General features: G+C 71.5%; 14 protein-coding genes. 4 read left to right on the top strand and 10 right to left on the bottom strand.

Going from position 1 to position 25,236, the window contains the following annotated elements:
* The first annotated feature begins 191 nt into the window (after positions 1-191).
* On the top strand, positions 192-2,657 hold the full coding sequence (locus tag WMF36_RS46840; protein ID WP_437577374.1) for a type VI secretion system Vgr family protein: 2,466 nt from the start codon (positions 192-194) through the stop codon (positions 2,655-2,657).
* 252 nt (positions 2,658-2,909) lie between these two features.
* Here the strand turns inward: WMF36_RS46840 and WMF36_RS46835 are convergent, their stop codons facing one another.
* The 8 genes from WMF36_RS46835 to WMF36_RS46800 form a co-directional block, all read right to left on the bottom strand.
* Positions 2,910-7,652 carry an RHS repeat-associated core domain-containing protein gene (locus WMF36_RS46835; RefSeq protein ID WP_437577373.1) on the bottom strand — a complete coding sequence of 1,581 codons (4,743 nt, stop codon included), beginning with the start codon at positions 7,650-7,652 and terminating at the stop codon, positions 2,910-2,912.
* On the bottom strand, positions 7,649-8,941 hold the full coding sequence (locus WMF36_RS46830; protein WP_437577372.1) for a hypothetical protein: 1,293 nt from the start codon (positions 8,939-8,941) through the stop codon (positions 7,649-7,651). The genes WMF36_RS46835 and WMF36_RS46830 overlap by 4 nt, the downstream gene beginning before the upstream one ends.
* A 43-nt stretch (positions 8,942-8,984) precedes the next feature.
* Complete coding sequence (locus WMF36_RS46825; protein WP_437577371.1) at positions 8,985-11,663, bottom strand: DUF2169 domain-containing protein; 2,679 nt, start codon at positions 11,661-11,663, stop codon at positions 8,985-8,987.
* Positions 11,660-12,703 (bottom strand): hypothetical protein, encoded by a 1,044-nt coding sequence (locus WMF36_RS46820; RefSeq protein WP_437577370.1) that lies wholly within the window; start codon positions 12,701-12,703, stop codon positions 11,660-11,662. Before WMF36_RS46820 ends, WMF36_RS46825 begins: the two co-directional genes overlap by 4 nt.
* Positions 12,704-12,780: 77 nt before the next feature.
* Positions 12,781-14,154: a serine/threonine-protein kinase gene (locus tag WMF36_RS46815; protein ID WP_437577369.1), complete on the bottom strand. Its 1,374-nt coding sequence runs from the start codon at positions 14,152-14,154 to the stop codon at positions 12,781-12,783.
* 130 nt (positions 14,155-14,284) lie between these two features.
* Positions 14,285-15,328 carry a formylglycine-generating enzyme family protein gene (locus tag WMF36_RS46810; RefSeq protein WP_437577368.1) on the bottom strand — a complete coding sequence of 348 codons (1,044 nt, stop codon included), beginning with the start codon at positions 15,326-15,328 and terminating at the stop codon, positions 14,285-14,287.
* 268 nt (positions 15,329-15,596) lie between these two features.
* Entirely contained in the window at positions 15,597-16,610 is a 1,014-nt protein-coding gene (locus WMF36_RS46805) for a hypothetical protein (RefSeq protein WP_437577367.1), read from the bottom strand.
* Positions 16,607-18,028 (bottom strand): aminotransferase class III-fold pyridoxal phosphate-dependent enzyme, encoded by a 1,422-nt coding sequence (locus tag WMF36_RS46800; RefSeq protein ID WP_437577366.1) that lies wholly within the window; start codon positions 18,026-18,028, stop codon positions 16,607-16,609. The genes WMF36_RS46805 and WMF36_RS46800 overlap by 4 nt, the downstream gene beginning before the upstream one ends.
* Positions 18,029-18,110: 82 nt before the next feature.
* Between WMF36_RS46800 and WMF36_RS46795 the strand changes: the two genes are divergently transcribed.
* Positions 18,111-19,553: an aldehyde dehydrogenase family protein gene (locus WMF36_RS46795; RefSeq protein WP_437577365.1), complete on the top strand. Its 1,443-nt coding sequence runs from the start codon at positions 18,111-18,113 to the stop codon at positions 19,551-19,553.
* A gap of 193 nt (positions 19,554-19,746) precedes the next feature.
* Here the strand turns inward: WMF36_RS46795 and WMF36_RS46790 are convergent, their stop codons facing one another.
* Both WMF36_RS46790 and WMF36_RS46785 read right to left on the bottom strand, forming a co-directional pair.
* The gene (locus WMF36_RS46790) at positions 19,747-20,478 is read right to left on the bottom strand and encodes a DUF4142 domain-containing protein (RefSeq protein ID WP_437577364.1); all 732 of its coding nucleotides are present in this window, start codon (positions 20,476-20,478) and stop codon (positions 19,747-19,749) included.
* Between the two features lie 575 nt (positions 20,479-21,053).
* Positions 21,054-22,547: a ferritin-like domain-containing protein gene (locus WMF36_RS46785; protein ID WP_437577363.1), complete on the bottom strand. Its 1,494-nt coding sequence runs from the start codon at positions 22,545-22,547 to the stop codon at positions 21,054-21,056.
* A 1,073-nt stretch (positions 22,548-23,620) separates the two neighbouring features.
* Between WMF36_RS46785 and WMF36_RS46780 the strand changes: the two genes are divergently transcribed.
* Entirely contained in the window at positions 23,621-24,496 is an 876-nt protein-coding gene (locus WMF36_RS46780) for a hypothetical protein (RefSeq protein WP_437577362.1), read from the top strand.
* A 98-nt stretch (positions 24,497-24,594) separates the two neighbouring features.
* The gene (locus WMF36_RS46775; RefSeq protein ID WP_437577361.1) at positions 24,595-25,230 is read left to right on the top strand and encodes a glutathione S-transferase family protein; all 636 of its coding nucleotides are present in this window, start codon (positions 24,595-24,597) and stop codon (positions 25,228-25,230) included.
* Positions 25,231-25,236 lie beyond the last annotated feature (6 nt).

Here is a 25,236-nt window from a genome sequence, read left to right as displayed (position 1 = left end):
GGCGAGGCGCGATCCTCGCCTCGACGCATCGACCCATGCAAGGACGACGCCCGGGACGGCGTCGCATTATGGTCGTATGTGCCGGAGTGCATTCCTGCGCTCGCACGCGGCGCCTGCTCGATGCGAGCAGAGCACCCTCTGCGCGGTCGATGGGGCCCCGCGACGGGGCGAGAAAGAAAGAGAGCGACCGGGTGAGTGATCTCGATTTTACTTTCGCCTGGGAAGGAGCCTCCGGGCTTTCCGGTCCCTGGGACCATCTGCACGTCGTCAGCTTCCGGGGCACGGAGGGCATCTCGACGCTCTATCGGTACGAGATCACGGCGATCACCCCCGATCCTGCGCCCGAGGTCGATCCGGAGGAGCTGATCCAGGCCCGTGCGACGCTCCGCATTGCGACGGGCACCCTGCCTGCCTACCGCGTCGTCCACGGCATCATCACCGAGGCGGAGGAGCTCGGCCCGATCCACGGGGACATGGCGTACCGGCTCGTCCTCTCGCCGCCGCTCGCGCGCGCGGCGCACCGCACGCGGTGCCGCATCTTCCTCGAGAAGACCACGCGGCAGATCATCGACGCGGTCCTCCAGGGCGACCCTGCCCTCCAGCGCGGCAGCGGCGGGGTGGAGCCCGACGACGGCCTCGGCGACTTCAAGCCGGCGCAGGAAGTCTTCACCTGGCGCGTGTCGGACACCTCGCGCATCGACGCCATCGCCGCCAGGCGCTACTGCGTCCAGTACAACGAGAGCGACCTCGCCTTCGTGTCGCGCCTGCTCGAGGAGGAGGGCATCAGCTACCACTTCGAGAACGGCGGCGGCACGTGCCTGCTGGTGCTCTCCGACCAGGACGCGGGCCGCGCGCGGCTCGAGCCGTTCCTGCCGCTCGGCGCGGGCCTCCGCGGCCGGGAGGTGACCACGATGAAGCTCGGCGCGCGCCTGCGCCCCCGCAAGGTCACGCTGCAGGACTACAACTGGAAGAAGCCGGCGCTGAGCATGGCGGTGGAGGCGGACGCGGGCGGCGGGGATCTCGTCGAGCACGAGTACCCGGGGCGTTACCCCGACACGCCTGACCAGGGCAGGCCGCTCGCCGCGGCGAGGCGCGAGCGGATCGAGGTCGAGGAGAGCTACGCGGTCGGCGACGGCCCGAGCCGCGTGCTCGCGGCGGGGACCATCTTCGCCTTGAAGCACGAGCGGCCGCGGCACGAGGGCGAGTACCTGGTCATGCGGCTCGACGTGCGCGGCGAGCAGCCGAGGGTGCTGCCGCCGTCCTCGAACGTGAACGTCCCGGCGCAGGTGGTGCCGTACGCGTGCGCGTTCGAGTGCGCTCGCCGCGGCAAGGCGGGCTCGGCCGCCGAGTCGCGCTTCCGGCCCGCGCGGGTGACGCGGAAGCCGCGCATCGTGGGCTCGCAGACGGCGTTCGTGACGGCGGAGCCGTCGGCGTCACGACAGGAGATCCACATCGGCGGGCCGCCGGGCGCGGAGATCGGGTGCGTGCGGCTGCGCTTCCACTGGGACCAGGACGGCGAGCGGCACGGCAAGGAGCCGACGTCGTGCTGGGTGCGGGTGAGCCAGGTCTTCGCGGGCGGCGGCCAAGGGGCCGTGTTCCACCCGCGCGTGGGCGTGGAGGTGATCGTCGACTTCGAGGACGGGGACCCCGACCGGCCGCTCGTGGTCGGCCGCGTGTACAACCGCCAGAACGTGCCGCCGACGGTCGTGCCGGCGGTGAGCACCTTCAAGACGGACACGAGCCCGGGGGGCGACACGCACAACGAGCTCCGGTTCGACGACACCGCGGGCGCCCAGCAGATCCTGCTGCACACGCCGAAGGACTGGAACAGCGAGGTCGGCAACAACCGCAGCGAGACGGTGACGGTCGACAGCAGCTCGAGCGTGGGCTCGAACCGGAGCGAGGCGACGGGCGCGGACCGGAGCACCATGGTCGGTGCGAACAACGCGGAGGTGGTCGGCGCGAACGAGACGGTCACCGTGGGCGGGAACCAGACTGTCGGGGTCGGCGGGGACCAGGACACGAGCGTCGGCGGCAACCAGGGCGTCGGGGTGCAGGGCGACCAGAGCGTCGGGGTGCAGGGCGACCAGAGCGTGGCGATCAGCGGGAACCGGACGCTCGCGGTGAAGGGGAACTCCACGGAGAGCATCACCGGGAGCCGCGCGATCGCGGTCACGGCCGACGACTCGCTCGCGGTGCAGGGCAAGCAGTCGATCCACGTCGTCGGGGCCCAGGGGACGAGCTACGACGCGGATCACGGGCTCTTCGTGAAGGGGAACCACGGGGTCCAGGTCGACGGCGAGCAGATCACCATCGTGAAGGGCAAGCAGCAGGTCGTGTCGCGGGGCGAGCAGATCGTCGCCGCGAAGGCGCAGCAGATCGGCGCGGAAACGACGCAGACGCTGGCTTCGGACAAGCTCGAGGTGGGCGCGAAGACGTCGGCCCTGGTCACCTCGCCGAAGGTCGATCTTCACGGCAAGACCGAGATGAGCCTCTCGGGAGGCAAGCTCGTGATCTCGTTCGGCGGGGACATCACCATCAAGGGGGCGAACATCACCCTCGACGCGTCGAAGATCGAGATCAAGGGGGGGAGCAAGGTCACGGTGGACGGCGGCGAGCTGGTCGACGTCAACGCGGCGCTGATCAAGCTGAACTAGCACTACTGCGGGAAGTCGGGCCGGGAAGCGAACCGCCAAGGCGCCAAGAGCGCCAAAAAACCAGGGAAATAGGACGGGGGAATACCGGGACGGCCCTTCCCCTCTCCTCTTGGCGGCCTTGGCGGCTTTTCTGCTGCTCCGGGGCGACTTCCCGCAGTAGTGCTAGCACCCGTTGCCCCGAGCTCGTCCCCGGCTCCGCGACGGAGACGAAACAGGGATCACAGAGGACAAGAAGGGTAGTCCGCGGAGCGGCTACGGGGGCGGTGCGGAGATCTCCTCGATGAACCACTGGAGGAACTTGTTTTCCCTGGACGCTACGCCGGTCTCGAGCAGGACAACGACGTCAGGCCTGTGCGCCAGCAGCATCTCCTGCAGCACGGTGCCGGTGCGCAGGTTCGCCTCGGTGATGCCGTCCGCATCCTTCCAGTCCTGTGCGTTCCAGACCAGAAGCCTCCTGCCTGTCGGCGTCGTATACAGCATTGCAGCGTGATCGCTCCCGGACCACTGAGCTGGCAGGCCGGTTGAACCGCTCGGACCGCCTATCTGCACTGACGATGCGTGTTGGTCGGCGATCGCGTGAAGAAAAGCGTATCGTTCACCATCCAGATTGAGGAGAAGCGCCGGCCTGCGCTCGTTCTCGCCGAGCGGGTAGGACGTGGGGGAATGCAGGTGGTTCCCGTTCGCTAGCGCTTGCGTGTAAAAATATGTCACAGCCTTGTCGTCGTTCGTGGTCGCATCCTCCCGCGTCACGTTCTCCGGGCGTGTGTAGTGGCCGTGCGGAAGCGGATTAAGCGGCGGGGGCAGGTGTCTCGACGCTCTGTATGCTCGGATCCAGTATCGGGCGTGCGCCCGCTCGAGCCTGCTCCGCTCTGCGTCGACGGCGAGCGGGTCGAACTGGGTCTGGGCGTTACTAGATGTCAGAAAACGAATAAAATCCGGGGGTTGAGCGATCGGTGGGTTCGCAACATAACAGCTCGCAACGAAGTTGTCCCATTCTTGCTGGGTATGAACAAGCCCCAGCACGTCCACATGAGCCAGCGGATTCGCCGGATACGCATAAAGGTTGACGCCGCCTGCCTGACCTGCCGGATCCGGCTGCAGGTACCGGCCGAGCCTAGGACTGTAGTAGCGAAATCGGTTGTAATGATGCCCCGTCTCCTCATCGAGATAGTGCCCAGGGAAGCGCAGCGCGTAGGCGATCGAGGCCCCTGGATGCACCACGACCGTCCCATAAGGCTCGACGCGACGCGCCCTCCAGACGATATTACCCGCCTCGTCCTCGATGTGCAGCGGGACGCCCAGCTGGTTGCCGATCGGGTAGTACGCGCGCCCGCTCCCCGGATCCGCGTCCATGCTCGCATAGTCGATGAACATCATCGGGACGAGCGCCTCCCGCCCCGCGTAGATGTATATCCGCACCGCTCCCGTCGGGCCGATCTCCGCGGCGAGCCGCTCGCCGTCCCAGAAATACTCGGTCCGCGCTGCGCCGAGCGCTTTCCAGAGGCGCCGACCGATCCCGTCGTACCCGGCCGTCCATTCCTCCGCCCGGACGCTCCAGGACACCCTCACCAGCATGTCGATGCTGTTGTACTGGTACTGCGTCACCTCGCCTGCTTCGTCCGTCCACGATGCGAGGCGGTCTCGCTGGTCGTACGTGAACCGCTCGCGGCCCGCCGAGAGTAGACGATTGCCGTCGAGGACCTCGGTGCGCCGCAGCCCGTGCTTTTCTCGCACGTTGCCGGCTGCATCCACGGCGATCGCCGACGTCGTTCCGTCAGGCCCCCGCTCTCCGACGAGCCGATGCGCCGCGTCGTAGATGTGGTGGGTCACGCCCGCATGGTTGTCGTCGACACGCAGGAGCTCCCCCTCGGCCGAGTAGGTGTAACGTACCGACCAGAGCGCGGTGCTAGTCCCACGCTTCCGCCACGCCGCTCGACCCGTGCAGCGATTCTCCTCGTCGTACGATGAGATCACCGAGGTCTCGTTGCCGAGCTCCAGGAGGACGAGGCTTCGATCTTGCCGGATCCGATGCTCGCCTCCCACCGGGGCCCGGATCCGCAACGTGCCGCCCGGGTCGGCGCCATAAAGCACGGTGAAGCGGCCGAGATACGTCGTCTCGGCGAGCGCCCCGCCCGCATAGCGGTGCCTCACGCCGCGCCCATCGCGCTCGTCGAAGAGGAGGCGCTGCCGTGCGTCGAAGTCCCGGAGCACCTCGACCTCCCTCGTGGACGCCCGCGTGACGTCGCCTTGATCAGTGTACCGGTACCGAAACACTTCGCCCGACGCGAGGGTGTACTCGGACGGCAGGCCGTTGCCGTCGCTCGCGCAGCGAACGAGCAGGTCGCCCGAGGCATCCCGCTTCTCGACGAGGCGATCCCCGATGTCGTACGAGTACTCATCGCGCACCACGCCGTGACATGTGACGCGCACAAGACGGTCTTTGAGGTCGTAGTCGTAACGAACCTCGCTACCGCCCGGGTCCACGACGCAAGCGACCCGCTCGTGCGCTGTATACTCGACGCAGGTGCGGTGACCGAGCGGATCGATCGTCGCTCCGACGAGGTTCCACGAGGCGCTCTCGACGCGGTGCTCGCGCCCGTCGCGGTCGACGAAGCGTACGGCATTGCCGTTGGGATCGTAGCCCCAAGATCGGCGCCTTCCGGCGGCGTCGGTCTCCTCGATCGCCCGCCCGAGGCGATCCCTCCGCTGCGATGGTCGCCCCTGTGCCCCCGCGTCGCTCGGGAGCGCGGCCAGGAATGACTGGACCGGATCCGGAAGCGCGTGCCGCCAGCCGTTCACGGCGGCGGGCATACCTCCGGCCTCGCCCCATTGCTGCGCCCTCGCGGTGCTGGGTACCCGATGAGCAGGCGGGGGTGGAGGGTTGGGCTCCACGTCGAGGGGCGGATGGAACCGGCCAAACCGATCGGCGAGTCCGTAGTTGTACCCGGCGATGTCATAGAGGAAATTCCACACCGTCCCCCCGTCGGCGCCGACCTCGCTCGTGATCTTGCCTTCTTCGTCCGTCACGAGGCGGCGCTTGCCGCCGTAGGGATCGTGAATGCTGGTGAGCGTCTGGTTCTCGTCGTACTCGTAGACCCATTCACCGCCATCGGCCCGCGTGACCAGGGTGCGCCGGTTCTCGGGCTCGTAGCGCAGTGCGACCCGCCAGAGTCCGCCGTCGCCGTGCTCCTCGGTGCATCGTCCCTGGTCGTCATACGCGAAATGAAAGCTGTGGCCATTGCGGTCCGTCATGCGCACGATGCGGTGGGCAGCGTCGTACGTGTAGCGGGATTTGGCCCCGATCGCGTCCTGGAACACCGTGAGGCGGCCGGCGTGATCATAGCCGTACGCCGCGATGAGCGGGAGGTCGCGCTGGCCGCGCGGGCCGCGTCGGACCTCGACGATGTGGCCGCGGTCGTCGAGGGCGAACCGCGTCTCGATCGCGGCGGAACGGGAGGTCTCGTCGATCCCTCGCAGCCGGCCCAAGTCGTCGTAGAGGAAGCGCATCTGCACGTCTGCAGTGTGCATCCGTGCGAGGGAGAGCTCGGAGCCCGCTCCGGCGCGCCGCGCCCGCACGAACTGCATGGTAGGCCCAGCGGGGCGCTCGAGCTCGTAGATCACTGCGTCAGCGTCGTCGCGGACGCGGAGGATGTACCCTCGGAGAAGGATCGTGTCCTTCGCCGATCGGGGCAGCGGGATCTCGACGGCCTGCCCGCGAGCATTGGTATACGTGACCTGATCGAGGTCAACCTTCAGGCGGTGCTCGTATCCATGGCGGAATCCGCGACCCATCTGCCCTTCGCGGTCGGCGTCCGCACTCGTGTAGTTGCGGTCCCACCGGAACCCGACAGGTACCGGCTCCTCATAATCGTTGAACTCATCCTCATTCGCGCCGGTGATGGGGTCGATGGGATGTCCGCTGCGCTTGCCCTTGTCGAGCGGCTGCTTGGACTTTCGCTTCTTCCCCTTCGACTTGCCCAGCTTCGCCAGCCCCCGCGCCACCGCCGACCACGGCGGCATCGGGAACCCGCCGATGAGCACGTTGGGATGCCCCGTCAGCAACGCGCCGATGCACGGCGGCGTCCCCGGATCCAGCCCCTTTAGCATGCTCAGCGCCAGCGCCGCCGCGTCGAGGCCGGCCTGGATCCCGGTGGTATTCGCCGCCGCCTCCTCGGCCGCCGCCTCTTCCAGGTTGTCCTGCGGCTCCTCCGCCGCGGCGGCCTCCGCAGCTTCCTGTGCGGCCGCCAGCTCCTCCGGCGTCATCTTCGCCGCCTCGCCCGGATCGATCGGCTTCCGCTCCACCTTCTTCGCGCGCTCCGCCTTGGTGACCGTGTCGAGCACCCCCGCCCCGACCCCCACCACGCCCATCCCCACCGACGCGGCCTTCATCAGCGTGGCCATCGCCTTGGCCGCACCGGCCCCGGGCATGCAGTGCATCGTGATGTCGAGCATCCGCGCCGCCCGCGCGCCGCCGAAGAACACCTTGCTCGACCCGGTGAACACCTCGAACACCGGCGAGTACGTGCCGCACCCGGTCGCGATCCCCACGTCCCCCGCCCGCGCCGCGGGGATCCCGTTGATCAGCACCGACGCGCACCCGGCCGCCGCCACCACACCGAAGCTCGGTAGCGGGATCGGCATCGCCGGCGGGTGCAGGTGCACGTGCGGGATCCCGAGGTGCGGCGTCAACAGCGTCGCCGCGGGTAGCTCGATCAGCTTCCCGATGTCCCGCGTCGCCAGCGCGAAGCCGTCGTTCAGCAGCGTGACCGGCAGCATGATCGCGTTCAGCGACTCGCCGATCACCGCGTTCGCCTTGTCCAGGTCGGTCGCCTTCGGGTCCGACAGGCGTTGGGACGCCGCGTGCGCGTCGTTGATGTCGCCCGTCAGCACGCCCAGCGTCGCGTTCCCCGTCGGCGCGATCAGCGGCTTCGGCGCTTCCGCCTGGTCCGCGGCCGCCGACGCGGCTCCCTTCACAGCATTCCCTTTCGTGCTCATGGTGCTGTCCCGCGGAGCGGATGCTCGTGCGCCTCACGCGCCTCCGCCTTCACCGCCTGCACGGCGTTCTTGAGCTCGGCCTCGCAGGCGCGGCGCTCGTTCTCCATGTACAGGCCCCTGTAGGCCGAGATCAGGCGCTCCAGCGCCGAGCGGTGGCGCTTGTGGTACGCGAACGTCTTGCTCAGCGCCGCCGCCTCTTTCCACACGAGCACGGCGCCCGTCGCGTCGCCCGCGCGGTACCGCGCGATCCCCTGCTCCTCCAGGGCGTCCGCCTTGACGAAGGGGTTCATCAGCTTGGTGGCGATCTGCGCGGCGAGGCCGAAGAACCCCTCGGCGTCGCGGTGGTCCTTGAGCTCCAGGCCGACGTCGCCGATCGCATACGTGAGGTTCAGCAAGATCGGCAGCGCCTGCGAAGACATCACCAGCGCGAGCCCCTGGTGGTACTTCACCCTGGCCTCCTTGACGTCGCCCATCTGCCGGAGCACGTCGCCCACGCCCTGGAGGATCACCGCCTGCATCACCGGCGCGTCGTGCGCCGCGTAGTACCTGTAGAGCGCGCCGTACTTCTCGAGCGCCTGCGGATAACGCCGGTAGGCGTAGTCGAGCCCTGCGAGCTGGAGCAGCGCCTGCATGCGATCGCCGACTGGCAAGCTCCGGTCGCCGGCCTCCTTGACGAGCGCGTCGTTGAGGGCCGCCGGGCTCATGTCGAGCTCGTAGAGCAGCACCCCGGGCGCCTTGCTCCTGCGCAGCGCCGGGAACAGGAACGGGGCGGAGCGGTCGTCGCGCGCGATGACGCGCAGGCCCCGCATCCACAGCTCGGGCCCCCGCGCGGGCACGAACGCGCCGACGAGGCGTGCGTAGCCCTCGCGGTCGGCGATCTGGAGCGGAAGAAACCCCCAGATCGCGCGGTGCCCGCCTTGCGCGGACAGGAGCGAGGAGACATGATCGATCGCCGCGCGCAGGCGCGCGGTCGGCGCCGCCTCCGCGTCGTCGCAGACCGCGGGCAGCGGCGGGAGCGGTGCCTCGCCCTGCGCCGCGCGGGGCGACTTGGCGATCTCCATCTGGACCCGGAGACTCCTCATGATCGCCGAGGTGTACTGCCCCGCATCGGTGAACGTCTCGCCGAAGACCAGGAAGATGTCCGAAGGGGCCGTGTCGTCCATCCCCTCCAGGGTCTTGAGCACATACGCCATCTCCGGGTCAGCGCAGCTCACGACCAGGAGCAGGTTCTCGCGCTGGTCGACGAACTCGTCCAGCGTCGCCTTCAGTTCATGGAGCTTGCGCCACATCGCAGACCGCCCTCGTGGTCAAAGGTAGTTCGAAGCGGTCACATCACTGCGCCCGGAGCGAGGCGAGCGCCGCGGACACCTCGCCGAAGAGCCTCGGATCCGCGGCCGCCTTCTTCGTCCAGACACGCATCACGTGCATCAGCGCGGGGCGCTGGATCCTGAGCTCGTCGAGGACCCGGTCGCTCTGCTTGCGCTCCACGGCCACGACGAGGCGCGCGTACTCCGCTGGGGTGAGCGGGCCGCGGAAGCGCTCCACGGTGGCCACGTACGCGCTGTCGTACGCGCTCCGCAGCCGGCCCGCGCCGTGCGCCGCGTCCTTCTTGATCGCGTCGGCCCAGTGGCGGTCGATCGCGCTCCATGCGCGCTCGCCGAGCGCGTGGGAGGCCAGCACCGCCGCGCGCGGGGCGCGCCCCGCGGCGAGCTCGGCGGTGACGGCCGCGAAGCGCTCGAGCGAGAAGCTCGCCGGGTCGGGGTCGGGCGGCGCGGGCTCGGGCGCCGGGGCCGCCGCGAGCGGCGCCGCCGTGCTCACCGGCGCGGCCGGCTCGAAATACGGCACCGTGCCGGGCGCCGGAGATGGAGCGCCCTGCGCCGCCTGCGCGCGCTCGGCGACAGGCCCCAGCAGGGGCGGATCGGCCGGCCATCCGATGTACTGCTCTGGCGCCGGCGCTGCCCAGCCCTCCGTCCGCGGGGCGTCGAGCGCGGGGTCGTCCGCGGCGCCCGGCGGCGTGGCAGCGGGCGGCGCCGCCGGCGCCACGCCGGGCCCCGTGAAAGGCAGCGCGCTCCTGAGCTCCGCGCCCGCGGGCTCGTCCACCGAGACCTCCAGCGTGCCCGTGGCGACGCGCTCGATCCGCGCGCGCGGCGCGGAAGCGCCCACCAGCAGCGCGGGCGCGGCCCCAGGAGGCGGCTCCTGGAACGGGAGCGCACGCGCGCTGCTCAGGGCCTCGTCCGACAGATCTGGGACATCCTGCGTGGTGGCGACCCAGCGCGGCGCCCTGGGGCGAGCGATCGCGGCAAGCGGCGCCGGCCCCCGCTCACTGCCGGGCGCGCTCGCGCCGGCGTCCTGCTGCTGCGGCGGCGCCGGCGCTGCCCAGCCCTCCGTCCGCGGGGCGTCGAGCGCGGCGCCCTCCGCGGCGCCCGGCGGCGCGGCAGCGGGCGGCGCCGCCGGCGCCACGCCGGGCCCCGTGAAAGGCAGCGCGCTCCTGAGCTCCGCGCCCGCGGGCTCGTCCACCGAGACCTCCAGCGTGCCCGTGGCGACGCGCTCGATCCGCGCGCGCGGCGCGGAAGCGCCCACCAGCAGCGCGGGCGCGGCCCCAGGAGGCGGCTCCTGGAACGGGAGCGCACGCGCGCTGCTCGGGGCCTCGTCCGACAGATCTGGGACATCCTGCGTGGTGGCGACCCAGCGCGGCGCCCTGGGGCGAGCGATCGCGGCAAGCGGCGCCGGCCCCCGCTCACTGCCGGGCGCGCTCGCGCCGGCGTCCTGCTGCTGCGGCGGCGCCGGCGCCGCCTCGCGGATCGCGACGGCGAGCGGCGCGCCCTGCGGCCGAAACGGGTGAGCCGAGCGCAGCGCCGCCTCCAGGGCGCCCTCCGCGATATCGGTCGTCATCGCGGCCGCCGCGAGCCCCCGCGGCGCGCGTCCCGTCGCGCCCACTACGATCGCGCCGACCGCCGGCACGGCCCCCTCCGGCGGCGCCGCGCCGCGCGATGGCGGCGCCGCGCCGCGCGATGGCGGCGCGCGGTCCTCGAGCCGCGTAGGCCACTCGAGGGGCGCTCCGGGCTGCTCGACCCCCGCAACGACGCGCACGCGCGCGAGCGCGGCCTCGCTCGGAACGGGGAAGCTGCGCCGGAACACCAGGGCGCAGCGCTGCTCCTCGCCGTCGATGCGCAGCGTGTCGGCGTGCAGCGCGAGTGGCTGCCCCTCCTCCACCCCGAAGGCGGCGAGGCCGTGGATGCGCGCGAGGCCCCGCGCCTCGGGCAAACGCATCTTCAAGTGAGGCACCGTCGGGTGCAGACCGTGGAGCACGAGCCACTCCCCGCCGCGCAGGTGGTCGATCCACTGATCGGGAGGCGCCGCCTGGAAGTAAGACCAGTCGAACGGCTCGGGGATCTCGTGAACGGGGCCCTCGAGCGCCGACAGCGAGGTGTTCCCGAGCAGCCGCTTGCGCGCGGGCCACGCGCCGGCGATCGGGCCGTATCCCGCCGGCCTCTGGGGCCGTGCCGGGTCGAGCACGGTGGCCTGCTCCTTTCCGGCCTTCGGGTCGACGCCGAGGGGGTTTTCCTGCCCGTCCGCGCCGCGGTGCGCCCGCTCGTAGACGATGGGCAACGACTGGAATGGAGCCCTGTCCTGGACGAGCAGGCCCTTGTCGAGGACCGCGCGACCCCGGTCGAAGATCGCGAGGCGCACCGGCAGGGACAGCACGGAGGTCCCCGGCGGCGCGCAGGCGTGCCCCGTGAAGAGCGCGTCGGCGCGGCCGAGGTAGGGGGCGAGATCGCTCGTGAAGCGGACGCTCCGCAGCGGGTCCCCGTCGTGATGGACGTTCGCCGCGAAGATCGGCTGCGGCGCGCCCCTCGGCATCTCCGCGTCGGGCGCGAACGCGAAGGTCGCCTTGGCGATCACGGTGACGTTGAGCTGCCCCCGCGACCGCCAGGCGACGGCGGCGGCCGTCGCGCCGGGCAGCGCCAGGACCTGGTCGGGCGCGATCGCGCTGCCGACCACTCCCCTCACCAGACCCCTCGGGCGCCGATCACCGTGGCCCCTGGGCCTACCGCGATCACGCCCGCGCCGACCCACCGCGGCGCCGCGCCGGTCGCCCGATCGCCCTGCTTCGGCTCGGTCCAGTAGAGCACCGCCGCCGCGCCCAGCCCGACCAGGCCCACCCCGAAGCCGAGGGTGCTCACGAGGCCCGTCGTGCTCGCGCTCCGCGTCGCGTCGAACCCGGTCACGTCGCACGCCTCTTCGCGGCTGTTCCCGATGCCGGCGCCGCAGTGCTCCGCGACGACCGATTTCTTGCCGAACGTGAGCGCCCCCATCACCCCGCCCAGGACGACCCCCGCCACCCCGACGCCGCCCGCCACATAGACGGCCGCGCGCCGGCCTGACGAGACCTCGCCGCCCCCGGAGGCGGCAGGGGGCGGCGCGGGCTCGCTGACCCGCGCGGGCTCGCTGACCCGCGGTGGCTCCTTCACCTCGAGCGTCAGCTGCTTCTTCTCGCCCTCCGCGATCGTGATGCGTCGCTCCCACGCAGTTCCTCCCGGCGCCCGGGTCGACACCACGTGTTCCCCCGGATCCACCGGCATCCCGACGCCCAGCGAGGCCTCGCCCAGCGCTTGGCCGTCGCGTATCACCACCGTCCCTGCCGGGGCATCCGGCGGCAGCGAGAGCGCGAGCTCGGGCACCCGCGGGGCCAGCCGCGCGCGCTCCTCTCGCGCCGCCGCCGCGCGCTCGGCCTGCTGCGCTTGCTGCGCCGGAGGCATCCGCTCCACCAGCGCGAGGAAATCGCCGAGGCGCGTCACCGCCGTCGCGACGCGGCCCCACCGCGACTCGCAGAAGGCCAGCGTGAAGAGCGTGCCCGGCCGGGGATCGAGGCGCCGGCTCTCCGCGAGCGCCTTGCAGCCAGCCTCGTACCGGCCCGCATCCATGTCGGCGAGGCCCCGGTTGAACAGGACCTCCGCGGGCGCGATGTCCTGCGCCGCCGCCGGAGCGCACACGAAGAGCGGGACGATGGTCCAGAGGAACAGCGGACACCGGCGAGCAAAAGAGGGCATGTGCTGGCGTCTCCAACAGCGGGCGGAGGAACGAGCGGTGGGGGCATGAGGCCTCATCGTCGCGGCGGACATCGCCCTCAGTCCCGTCCGAACAGGCGACGGGGCGAGCTCGGCGGCGCCGGCGGCCTCTTGCCCGGCGCCGTCGAGATCGCGTTCGCGCTCGCAGGCGCCGGCGGAGCCACGCTCGCGCTCGCGTCGACCACGGGCGGCGCGGGCTGCACCGCCGGCTCCAGCACCGCCGGGGAGGACGCGGCCGAGGGCGGCGGCGGCGCGCCCGCCTCGTCCAAGCTCGCCGCGACGACCGCCGGCGCGCCAGCCTGCGCCGGCGCGCCCTCGCCCCTCGGCCGCAGCGCGAGCCAGGTCCCCACGCCCAGCGCCGCGACCGCGATCAACGCCAGGGCCGCGACGAGCGCCCCCCGGCTCTGCCGCCGCGACGGCATGGGGGACACGGTAGCGCCCGTCGACGTCCCCGCGAAGCGGAGCGGCGACCCCTCCCGCGGAGCGGCGCGCTCGGGGATCGAGCTTTCCGCCGGCAGCGAGGACGCCGCCGGCATCCCGGCGCTCGCGTCGACGCCGAGCACCGCGCCGAGGGCCCGCACCGCCTCCGCCGCCGTGGGGAATCGCGCGGCCGGGTCGATCGCCGTGGCCCGCGCGAACCACGCGTCGAAGCCCGGCGGCAGCACCGCGCCCTGCGCGCGCGCCCGCTGCACCGGAGGCTCCTCGGGGCCGCGGGAGGCGATGAGCGCGAAGGCGATCACGTCCTCTGCGCTGCTCGCCTCCGAGCTCCAGTAAGGGCTCCCCACGAGCAGCGTGTACGCCATCATGCCAAGCGCATAGACGTCCGCCGCGCCCGTGAGCCGCGCGCGAGAGCGGAACTGCTCCGGCGCCATGTAGAGCGGCGTCCCGAGCGTACGCGTGGCGCCGGCCGCCTTCGAGCCCTCCACCACGAGCTTCGCGATCCCGAAATCGAGGATCTTCACGCACGGCGTCCCGTCCTGCCGCTGCGTGATGAAGAGGTTCTCGGGCTTCAGATCCCGGTGCACGATGGCTGCCGCGTGCGTCTGGTCGAGGGCCAGCGCGATCTGGTGGAGGTAGATCATCGCCTCGCCGGGCGGCCGACCGCCGAGGCGCTCCAGGCGATCGTCCAGCGACTCGCCGCGGAGCAGCTCCATGACGAGGAAGGGCATCCCGGTCGCCTCGTCGATGTCCGCGTCGAAGACGTCGACGATGTGGTCGCTCTGAACGTTGGCCGCGATCCGCGCCTCGCGCAGGAACCGCTCGCGCATGTCCGCCTGCGCGAAGAGGTGCTCATGCATGACCTTCAGCGCCCGGCACCGCTCCGTCCCGAGGTGCACCACCTCGTACACAGCGCCCATTGAACCCGTGGCGATGAGCCTCACCACACGATAGCGGCGTGCGAAGACCGTGCCCTCGACGAACGTAGCCGACACCGCGCAAGGGTGGCGTGGACGGCCCATAGCGTCAATAGCGTCAAGAACGGCCGGATTCACGCGATCGTGCAGATCGGGAACTGCAACCGAGATGTCACCGAGATGTCAACCCACCCCCGACCTGCGAAGTTTAAGGTGTCCGCGCGCAGCGGACCCCCTGGTTGGACCAGCTCAGCGCCGGGACGTCGCCGGCGCGGGAGCCCGTGCGCGCGGCAGCATCGCCGACATCCCACGCCCCGCCGCGGTACACACGATTCGTCGTCGGCGTCAACTGGGCGCAATCGTTGCACGGATCTGGGTACTCACCGTGCCAGTCCAGCACCCACTCCCACAGGTTCCCTCCCATGTCCGCTTGACGCCACCTCGAGTCGCCGCTCGGCGATGTCGACCCGACGCTCAGGATGTCCGCCGGCGAGCACTCGGGTGCCCCGTCCGCATCGCAGGAATACGACGCCCGACTGATATCGATGGTCATATCGCTCGGCGGATCCGACCACGGATACAGCCGCTGCTCGCGGCCGCCGGCCGCGGCGTAGTTCCACTCCGCCTCCGTCGGCAGCCGGCCCCCGTCCCAGGCGCAGAACGCAAACGCCATGAGCCAGCTCAAGCAGTTGATCGGCAGGTTCTCGTTCGCCCCGACGCTGTCTGTCCACGTCTCGTACGACGCACGGCATTTCAAAGCCACCATCAGCCCGGCCTGATCCGGAGGCAGCTCCCCGTCCCACGCAGGATCCCACCCGCTCCCTTCGATCGGCCGGTACGCCCCCGCCCCGCCGGCCGGCCGGCTGCCCGGGTAGGCGTTCACGAAGGCCCGGAACCTACCCACCGTCACCTCGAACCGATCCAGCGAGAAGTGGCTCACCGTCGCGGGATGCGCCCGGTCGTCGCTCCGGTTGAAGCTCCCTCCGGGAACTGCCTCGCTCGCGCAGCAATCCTCATCTTCCAGCGGCCCGCACGTGGCGAGCAGCTCACGGCAGCTCCGCCCTCTCTCGCCGCCGCCTCCGGCATCGCCGCCGCCTCCGGCATCGCCGCCGCCTCCGGCATCGCCGCCGCCTCCGGCATCGCCCCCAGCGCCGCCCTCCCCTCCGCCTCCGGCATCGCCGCCGCCGCCCCCCTCAGCTCCGGTGGTCTCGGCCCCCACCACGAAATACCCCTTGTCCAACTCCGCGAGCACGGTGCACCCGCCGGCCAGCAGGCCCCACACTGCCCCCAGCCGTCTCACTTTGTTTGCGCTGATCATCGGTCTCCTACGGTCCAGGCCCGCCGCGGCCGCGCGCCTCCGCGACACGGTGCGCGCTGTCCGTGCGACGCTGGCCTGGACGAAATTACTTGCAGGTAGCAGATAACAGCGCTGACGGCGCCGCCAGGGATACCATCACTCCGCGCACGGCGCGACTCTTCGCACTGCGTGCGCACGCCTCGCCGTGGGGCGAGATCCCGCGCTAGCCCGCCTCGCCGGTGGACCACGCAGCGACGAGCCGCTCGAGCTCCCGCTCCGGCGCGTCGAGCGGCGCCTTGCCGCGCCACGCCGGCGGGTAGAGCGGCATCACCACGCTCCGGAGCAGCGGCGCGAACCCGGCGATCTCCGCCGGCCCCTGCGGGATCCGGACGAGCGGCACGCGCTCGCCCGCGAACGCCGCGAGGCGCGCGAGCGCGTTCTCGCGGATCGGCGCGAGCTCGCCCGGGCTCACCTCGGCGGCGTGGGCGGTCTGGTAGTGGCGCAGGAACGACTCGGCCCGGGCGCGCGGGATGTCGTCGCGCTCCTCCTCGCCGACCTGGCGCACCACCGCGAGCAGCGGCAGCGGCACCGGCGTGACGCCGAGCGCGGCGATGTCGCGGAAGTCGGGCTGCGCGTACGGGAGCACCGCCGGCGGGATGATCGCGAACCCCGCGCGGCCGTAGGCGATGAGCCGCACCACCGTGTCGCGGTCGTCCGGGTCGACGGCCTCCATCTCGGCGGCGAGCATCACCTCCACGCCGTCGCCGCCGTCGCCGCCGGCTCCCGGTCCCCCGCCGAGCCCGGCTTCGGCGATCGCCCGGCGCGCGAGCGCGACGGGCGCCGCGCGCAGCAGGGCGGCGAGGCCGGTGCGGCGGAAGGCCGGCAGGACGAGGGCATGCGAGAGCAGCACCACGCAGCGCCGCGCCGCGCGGTCGAGCGTGACGTAGCAGTCGCGCACGCCGGCGAGGCGCCCGTCGCCGTCCACGCCGCGCGCGAGCAGCATGTGGTACGTCGCCACGATCGGCGCCGCCGGGTCCGTCTTCTGCCCGGCGAACCACGCCGAGAGCACCTCGCGGCGCTCGAGCTCGCCCTTCGGCCCGAAGACCGCGTCGAGCGCCCGGTAGCCCTCGTCGAACGCCGCGTCGCCCTGCACCTCGTCGACGGAGAACTGAGCGAGCGCCCGCGCGACCTTCTCCGGCCCCTCCCCCGGGCACACGTCGCGCGGGTCGACGATCACCCGGCCATCTCGCGCAGCACGGCGTCGAACACCGAGACCGCCTCGTCGACGTCCGCGATCGTCGTGATGAGGTGCGGGCGGAGCCGCACCGAGCGCGTCCCCGTGTAGCTCGCGAACACCCCGCGGCGCAGCGCGCGCCCGAGGAAATCGTCCCGCGCCGCGGTCGTCGGCAGGTCGAACGCGAGCAGGAAGCCGCGGCCGCGCGGCTCGCTCGCGAGCGCGGGGTAGCGCTCGCAGAGCTCCTCGATCCGCGAGAGGAAGTGGCGGCCCGCCGCGCGCACGCTGGCGAGGAGATCCTCGGACTCGATCGCGCGGAGCGTCGCCAGCGCGATCGCGGCCCGCGCGCGGTCGCCGTTGCGCGTCTGGTACATGCGCCCGAACTGCGCGACGTCGTACGCCGACGTCGCGAAGAACCCGCCCATCTGCATCTTCTTGCCGAAGCACATGAGGTCGGGCGGGCGCGGCAGCTCCAGCTGCTCGTGCGCCCAGAGCGTGCCCGTGATCCCGAGGCCCGTCTGCACCTCGTCCAGGATGAACGCCGCGCCCGCCTTGCCGGCGAGCTCCTGCGCGCGGCGGAAGAAGACCGGGCTCGCGTGCCGGTCGCCGCCCTCGGACTGCACGGGCTCGACGATCACGGCGGCCACCCTGCCCTGGTGCGCGTCGAGGATCCGCTCGAGGTCAGCAAGCGCCTCCGCCTCGGCGCGGTCGTTCTGGTCGGCGAAGCGCGCGAGCGGGAAGCGGCTCGCGGGGAACGGCGCCGTGGGCCAGGGGAACGCGGGCAGATCGGCCTTGTGGATGACCTTGGAGTGCGTCGCGGACATCGGCCCGAGGCCGCGGCCGTGGAACGCGCCGGCGAACGACACGACCACCGCGTCGGTCCCCCCGTTGTCCAGGATGCTCTTCTGCTGCTCCTCCGGGAGCTCCAGCGGATTTCTCGGCAGCCCGGCGGCCTCCCGCCGGCGCTCGCCGTGCCGGATGAACGCCGCCTTGAGCGCCGACTCGACGCCCTCGCCCCCCGCGTCCACGCAGAAGACGCGCGCCATGCCGCGCGGGGCGTACCGCTGCTCGAGCGCCTCCATGAACTCGAACCAGGCCGGCGTCGTCACGAACGGCGTCGACGTCGGGTTCGCGACCGCGCGGATGAAGCCGTCACGGTGCGCCGCCTCGACAAGCGAGGGGTGGTTGTAGCCGAGCGCCCCGAGCGCGAAGTTCGCGAACAGGTCGAGGAACACGTTGCCGTCCACGTCGACGAGCGAGCACCCCCGGCTCGCGATGTCGTCCATCACGACCGCGCGGTAGCGCGACTGCATGTCGAAGCCGCCGCGCGCCATCCAGGCGCGCGCCTTCGGCCCTGGCAGCTCGGTGACGACTCTTCGCGGAGGGACGGACGGGAGCGTGGGGCGGTCGGAGAAGTCCATGGGCAGGGCCGAGTATCCCGCACGGCAGGGCGCGTGTCATCGCCGCTTGCCGCGCCCGGGTGCGCGGGTTTACGACAAGGGCATGCCCGAGACGCGCGAGACGGTGAAGAAGCTCTGGATCGACAACGCCGAGAGGGAGGCGCTCTCCGGCGAGACGTTCGAGACCGCGAATCCCGCGACCGGCGGGGTGCTCGCGCGGCTCGCCCGCGGCCGGCGCGAGGACGTGGACGCCGCCGTGGCGTCGGCGCGCGCGGCGTTTCCGCGGTGGGCGGCGATGGATCCGAACGAGCGCGCGCGCATCCTGTGGAAGGCGGGGGAGTTGATCCTCGCGCGCTGCGAGGAGCTCGCGCACCTCGAGGCCGTCGACACGGGCAAGCCCATCACGGCCGCGCGGACGATCGACGTGCCGCGCACGGCGGACACGTTCTTCTATTTCTCCGGGTGGGCGACGAAGCTCGGCGGCGAGACGATCCCGGTGCGGGGCCCGTTCCTGAACTACACCGTGCGCGAGCCGCTCGGCGTCATCGGCGCGATCATCCCCTGGAATTTCCCGCTGCTGCTCGCCGCGCGGAAGGTGGCGCCGGCGCTCGCGGTGGGCAACACGGTGGTCATCAAGCCGCCGGAGGAGGCGAGCCTGACGACGCTGGAGCTCGCCCGCATCCTCGCGGAGGCGGGGGTGCCGCCGGGGGTCGTCAACGTGGTCACGGGCCATGGCGAGGAGGCGGGAGCGGCGCTCGTCGAGCACCCGGGCGTGGCGAAGATCTCGTTCACGGGCGGCACGGACACGGGCCGGACGATCATGCGCGCGGCGGCGGGCACGCTGAAGAAGCTGTCGCTGGAGCTCGGCGGCAAGAGCCCGAACATCATCTTTGCGGACGCGGACGTGGAGAGCGCCGCGAAGGCGGCGGTGACGGCCGTCTTCTACAACCAGGGCGAGCTCTGCACGGCGGGGAGCCGGCTCCTCGTGGAGCGTGCGGTGCACGATCGCGTGCTGGAGACGGTCACGAGCGGCGCGCGCCGGCTGGTCTCGGGCGATCCGCTCGACCCGTCGACGCAGATGGGCCCGCTCGTCTCCGAGGCGCACTTCACGAAGGTGCTCGGCTACATCGATCGCGGCGCGGCCGAGGGGGCGCGACGCGAGATCGGCGGGCGCGGCGAGGGTCCGGGGTTCTTCGTGGAGCCGACGGTGTTCTCGGCGGTCTCTCCGTCGATGACCGTCGCCCGCGAGGAGATCTTCGGCCCCGTGCTGGCGGTCATCCCCTTCGACGACGTGGAGGAGGCCGCGCGCATCGCGAACGCGACCGAGTACGGCCTCGCGGCGGGCATCTGGACGCGCGACGTGGGCAAGGCGCACGCGCTGGCGGCGCGGCTCGAGGCGGGCACGGTCTGGATCAACACGTACAACCGGTTCGACGCCGCGAGCCCGTATGGCGGAATCAAGCAATCCGGCTTCGGGCGGGAGAACGGGCGCGCGGTGCTGGACGAGCTCACGCAGCTCAAGTCCGTCTGGCTATCGCTCACCTGATCTGAGCGGGAGAGGGAGGCCGGAGGATTCTCTCGAGGGTTCGGCGCGACTGTCGTTCTGAGCTCATGCCGCAGAAACGGCGACGCGCGCAGCCGGTCCATCGATCAGCTGCTCGCGTTCCTTCATTCAATTCCGGACGCCCGATCCACGCCGCGCGCCCTTCGGCGCGATGCCGTGGGCCGGCCGCGGGCGACTACTTCATCGCGGGCGAGGCCCCCTTCGTTGCGGCGGCCGGCGTCGCCGCCGGCGGCTGCACGCCGCCCTGGCCGCCCGGGCTCCCCGCCGTCACGCCGGTCTGGCCGGCCTGGGCACCGGCGCCCGTCGCGCCGGGGGCCGCGCCCGTGCCGGCGGTGGTCCCCGCCGGGGCGAGCTTCTGCGCGAGCGCCTCCGCGTCCTTCAGGTGCTTCTCGATCGTCGGCCGGAGCTCCTTCTCGACCATCGCCTTCAGATCGGCGTTCTTCGCGTCCGGCAGGACGCGCCTGTCGAGCAGGTCGAGCGTCGTCTGGTGGTCCTTGACCATGATCGCCACGAACTGCTGATCGAAATCGGCGCCCTGGAGGGCCTTCAGCTGGTCGACCGCCTGCTGCGTTTCATCGACGAGCTGCTTGCTCTTGTCCGAGTCCGCCGCCGTGAGGCCGAGCTTCTTGATCAGCTTGGCCTGCTTCGCCTTGGCCTCCGTGTGGTGCTGGGCGATGACCCTGGCGTAAGCCTTCACGTCCTTGTGCTTGGCCTTGGTCTGCGCGAGCTGAGCCTCGTCGATCTCCTTCTTGTTCGCGGCGTCGAGCACGGCGACGATCTGCTCGTCGGTGAGCGGCGCCTCGACGGGCGCGCTCGGCGTCGTGCTGGTGGTAATCCCCGGCTGCGTCGCCCCTGCCTGCGCGTCGGTGCTCGGCTGTGAGGCCGGCGGCGTCTCCAGCGGCGCCATCGGAGCAGGGGCCGGAGCCGGCGGAGCTGCTCCGTTCACCGTGCTCGGGTCAGTCGCCGCAGGCTGGCTGGAGCAACCGACAGCGAGAGCAAGACCGACCGTCAAGACAAGAACGTTGCGCGATGCGACCATAGATAAGGACCTCCTCAGGTGGGTTCAGGTGCCGGCCCCTGTGCAAGATCGGTGCGCAAGGTCCCAGCATGTTTTCCCCGCCGAACCTCGCGATCGTGCCCATCCACACTGTGGCAAGTTGCTACGGCCGTGACGAATCTGCCTCAGTAGCCCCCTTTGGCCCCTCAGGACATCCCCGATAACACCGACATTCTATGCACCGGTACTCCCGGAACGCACAGAGTCCGCGCTCCCCCGTCCCGTGCCCCGAGCCTGCTAGAGCGACAAACGGGTTGAAACCCCGAAAAAAGCAGGAATTTTCACAGGGAGGCGAGGAGGCGGGGAGCGAGAGACGGCGAGAGGGAGAGATTCTTTTTTTTCTTCCTCCCCGCCTCCTCGCCTCCCTGTGAAAATTCTCGGGGTTTCAACATGATAGATGTTCTAGTCGGGTAGGCCGGGGTCGACTACCCCCGGCCCCCCAGACTGGATAGGCTCGACGGAGCGGCAGGAGCGCTGTCGCGCGACAACCCCGGGAGCGCCGCGCGGCACGGCGCCACGACCTCGGCGAGCACCTCGCGGCGCAGCGCCCCGAGCGCGCGCGCCGGGAGCACGCCGAGCGCCTCGTGCGCGGCGGGCCCCGGCGCCGGGTCGGTCGCATACCGCGCGACGGCGCGGGAGAACGCCCGCTCCGCCGCGGCGCGCGCCGGCTCGCCGAACGTCGCGAGCATCCACGAGAGCGCCCTCCACGAGAGGGCCGCGTGCCGCTCCTCGTCGGCGGCGATGCGCGCGAGCGCGGCCGCCAGCGCAGGATCCCCGGCGATCTGCGAGAGCTCCCGGCCCTCCGCCGCGCCCAGCGTCTCGCCGACGCACCCCTCCTCGACGAGCGCCTCCACCACCTCCACGACGCCTGCGCCGAGCGGCGCCGTGGCCGCCTCGAGCAGCGGCCCCGGGCCGATCGCCCGGCCCGCGAGGCGCGAGGCGATGCCGTAGGCGAGGCGCGCGTGCTCCACCTCGTCGAGCGCGGCCCGGTGCGCCTCGCCGACGAGGGCGGCCGGCGCGCCGAGCGCGAGGAGCTGGAGGGAGAAGCGGGCGAAGCTCGCGATCGACGCGTGCTCGAGCGCGGCCACGGCGGCATAGTGCGCCGCGGCGCCCTCGCGCACCTCGGGCGAGAGGGACGCGACGTCGAGCTCCGCGGGCGCGCGCCAGTCATCGCGCGCGGCGCCCCGCGCGGCGCGCGGCCGGCCGTCGACGACGAGGGGGCGCCCGATGGCACAGGAGATCCCTGCGCACTGCCAGCGCACGCTCTCTCCATCGATGTCGGGGGCGACGCAGGCGGCCCCCGGGATCGTGTCGGACGCGCAGTCGGCGTCGCTCCGACAGCTGTCGTCCTTGGTCCGGCAGGCGAGCGTGACCTGCTCCCAGCACCCATTGAAGTAGGCCGACAGGCCGCAGGTGCTGCCAGGGCAATCGGCGTCGACCGCGCATTGGGCCTTCGCGCAGACCGAGTGCTCCTCTCGGAGCGCGCCAGTCCCCTTGCAGACGCACACCTCGGATGCGCCGCACTCGGCGTCGCTCTCGCAGGCGTACTCGCAGCCGCAATACGCCCCTATCTGCCCGAAGGCGCTCACGCACTTGCCGCGGGGTCCCTCTCTGCAATCGGCGTCCGTCTTGCATTGAAACGATCGCTCGGTGCCGCTGCACGCGCGCTGCGCGATGGTCGCGTCGCAGCGGACCCGCGACGCGCGGTGCACCGTGCCGTCCGGCTCCTGCACCCAGCCCGCGGCGCGCGGCGTCCGGGGCGTGGGCGCCGCCGGATCGTCCGGGGCGCCCGCGTCGCCGCCCGCGGCCTGGGGCTCGGCGAGCGTGACGACCGCGATGTCGCGGCTGTTCGAGCTGGAACAGCCGGCGGCGCCGGCGGCGAGGAGGAGGGTCATGCGGAGCGAGCGGTGGCGGTCCATGGCGCGAGGGTAGCAGAGCGGCGCGCGCGGCCGACGATCGGGCTCGCGGTGTGGCGGGAGCCGCGGGGTCGGGCGCGCGCCCGGAAGTTGCCAACAGGTTTGAGACAGACCGGACGAGTGTCTTCGTCAGCACGGCCTGCTGTCCTGCCTTCCTGAGAGCATGAACCTCGTCGCGACGTACGGCATCGACGGTCTTGCTGAGCAGCTGCGCGCCATGGACTGTCTCACACGACGGCGGCCACGCTGCCCGGAGATCCGGATTCGACGCCAACGGACCTAGACGTTATCCGTACGCACAGCGCATATTCTGTGGAGCAGCCAGATTTTCAACGCAAAGGCGCAAAGGCGCAAAGGCGCAAAACTACGGAAGAGAAATGAACGAGAATGGGATGGCCAAGATCGTCGTCGACGCGGCGATCGAGATGCATCGCAGCCTTGGAGCCAGGGTATCCATCGCGTGGTCAACGGATTGCAGGAATGACTTCCCCCCTCCCCCTTGCCTTTTTGCGCCTTTGCGCCTTTGCGCCTTTGCGTTAAATTCCGGCTTCCCGTTGCGAATAAATGGTCTCCGCCACCGATTCAGCGACCAAGGTGCATCCCGCAGCCGCCGACGAAGCCGAACGCAGCACGTTCCACCTCCCGCACCCCCGTATCCACTGCGGCCAAGCCCCGCGCGCTTCCCGCAACGTCCTCCACCACCACCGGCCAAGCCCCGCGCACTTCCCGCAACGTCCTCCACCACCTCCGGCCAAGCCCCGCGCACTTCCCGCAACGTCCTCCACCACCTCCGGCCAAGCCCCGCGCACTTCCCGCAACGTCCTCCACCACCTCCGGCCAAGCCCCGCGCGCTTCCCGCAACGTCCTCCATCGCCGGCAACCCCGACGCACCGGCCGGAGCACCGTCGGCTCCGTCCACTTGGTGCTCCGCTCCACCCTCGCGCCCGCGCCGCTGAGCGGTCGTGTCCCAGGCCTCCCCGGCCGCCTGGATGCAACCGCACGACTCTATTCATGAATCACGCCATTTTCGTGCTCTCTCGCGACATTCGCTCTCGCGCGACCTAGTCATTGCGTTCATGCCCAAACCCAAAAAACCGAACAAATCAGGTACACCCGCCATTGAACCCACCCAGATCCATACCGCGGAGGCGGCCTTCCACCGCGTGAAGCCCGACCTCGACGCGATACCGCTCTCCGAGCTGGACACGCCGCGGCTCGACCTCCAGGCAGCCGCCGTGCAGGCCATCGGCGTGGCCGAGACGCTCTCCGCGCCGCAGCTGCGCCAGCGCATCGCGGCCATCGCCGCGGCGGGCACGCTCGATGCCGCGCGGATCGACGGGCTCGAGAGCGTCGCCTGGGCGACCTGGTTCGCCCGGTACAAGTTCCTCCTTACCTCGGCGACGCATTCCGGCGCGGCGCTCCCGGCCACGCTCGTCGAGCGTGCCTACGAGACGCGCGCGCGCATGCTGAAGACGCTCGAGTACCACCTCGACGGCGACGCGGAAGCGACCGCGCAGCTCGCGCACCTGCGCGCGGGCAGCGGCCACCTCGACCTCGCCAATGACCTGTCCGGCGCCGCCGACATGTACCGCAAGCATCGCGAGGCGATAAAGGACGACAAGCGGAACTTCCGCAGCGAGGATGAGCAGGACGCGAGCGCCCTCGCCGAACAGATCCTCCGGCTGCTCGGCGCCACGGCGACGCCCGAACAGACGCTCTGGAAAGGATACCAGGCACGCGCCGCCAAGCTGCTCTTCCGCCATTACGACGAGGCCGTCCGTGTCGGCCGGTTCCTCTTCTATTACGACGATCCCGAAGGCCGCTTCCCCAACCTGTACACAGCGACACGCTCCACATCGGCGTCCCCGCGGCCCGACAAGAAGCCGGATGCTGCCAGCCCCGTGAAGCCCGAATCGGCGCCCGTCGAGCCGCCCGTCCTCGGCATCGCCTGATCCAGCCGGACGCTCACGCTTCCCCTCGGCGCGCCTCTCTTCTTCACCCCCCACCACGCCCGCTCGCGCCCTCCGGCCGCATGCGCTACTGCGCCGGCATGCGCCTCTACACGTTTCTCCGGTCGCCCAATGCGCTCAAGGTGCGCCTCGCCCTCGCCGAGCTCGGGCTCGCCTACGAGCCGGTCGAGGTCGACCTGTTTCGAGGCGAGCACCGCGCCGAGGCCTTCGCCCGGCTGAACCCGCACCGGAAGGTGCCTGTCCTCGAGGACGGCCCGCTCGTGCTCCGGGAGTCGAACGCCATCATCGCCTACCTCGGCCGCACCCACGGGACGACGCGCTGGCCCGACGTGCCGACGTCCGAGGCCAGGGCGCTCCAGTGGCTGTTCTTCGACAGCGCGCACCTGACCCCGCACTGCGGCGTCGTCTGGTGGGCCAGCATCGTCGCGCCGAGGACCGGCTTCCCTGCCCCCGCCGAGGCGGTCCTGAAGCGGGCCGCCGACGAGGCGACGCGCTCGCTCGACCTGCTCGAGGCAGAGCTCGACGAACAGAAGTACCTGCTCAAGAGCTCCATGTCGCTCGCGGACTGCGCCGTGGGCGCCGCCCTCGCGATGCTCCGCGGCTCGCACCTCGACGACGCCGAGCGCTGGCCGAAGGTGATCGCATACCGCGAGCGGCTGCGCAGCCGCGACAGCTGGACCGAGGCGCGCGGCGACGCGCTCACCGATTTCGGTTGAGCAACG

The organism is Sorangium sp. So ce887 (assembly GCF_051521455.1).
Classification (GTDB): Bacteria; Myxococcota_A; Polyangia; order Polyangiales; family Polyangiaceae; genus Sorangium.
This window is presented reverse-complemented; position numbering and strand designations above follow the sequence as displayed.

Bases quoted from the DNA above. Each gene is read 5' to 3' on its own strand.
- WMF36_RS46835 (WP_437577373.1), bottom strand. From the start codon at position 7,652: ATGAGCACGAAAGGGAATGCTGTGAAGGGAGCCGCGTCGGCGGCCGCG.
- WMF36_RS46780 (WP_437577362.1), top strand. From the start codon at position 23,621: ATGCCCAAACCCAAAAAACCGAACAAATCAGGTACACCCGCCATTGAA.
- WMF36_RS46785 (WP_437577363.1), bottom strand. From the start codon at position 22,547: ATGGACCGCCACCGCTCGCTCCGCATGACCCTCCTCCTCGCCGCCGGC.
- WMF36_RS46790 (WP_437577364.1), bottom strand. From the start codon at position 20,478: ATGGCGCCGCTGGAGACGCCGCCGGCCTCACAGCCGAGCACCGACGCG.
- WMF36_RS46795 (WP_437577365.1), top strand. From the start codon at position 18,111: ATGCCCGAGACGCGCGAGACGGTGAAGAAGCTCTGGATCGACAACGCC.
- WMF36_RS46830 (WP_437577372.1), bottom strand. From the start codon at position 8,941: ATGTGGCGCAAGCTCCATGAACTGAAGGCGACGCTGGACGAGTTCGTC.
- WMF36_RS46800 (WP_437577366.1), bottom strand. From the start codon at position 18,028: ATGGACTTCTCCGACCGCCCCACGCTCCCGTCCGTCCCTCCGCGAAGA.
- WMF36_RS46775 (WP_437577361.1), top strand. From the start codon at position 24,595: ATGCGCCTCTACACGTTTCTCCGGTCGCCCAATGCGCTCAAGGTGCGC.
- WMF36_RS46820 (WP_437577370.1), bottom strand. From the start codon at position 12,703: ATGCCCTCTTTTGCTCGCCGGTGTCCGCTGTTCCTCTGGACCATCGTC.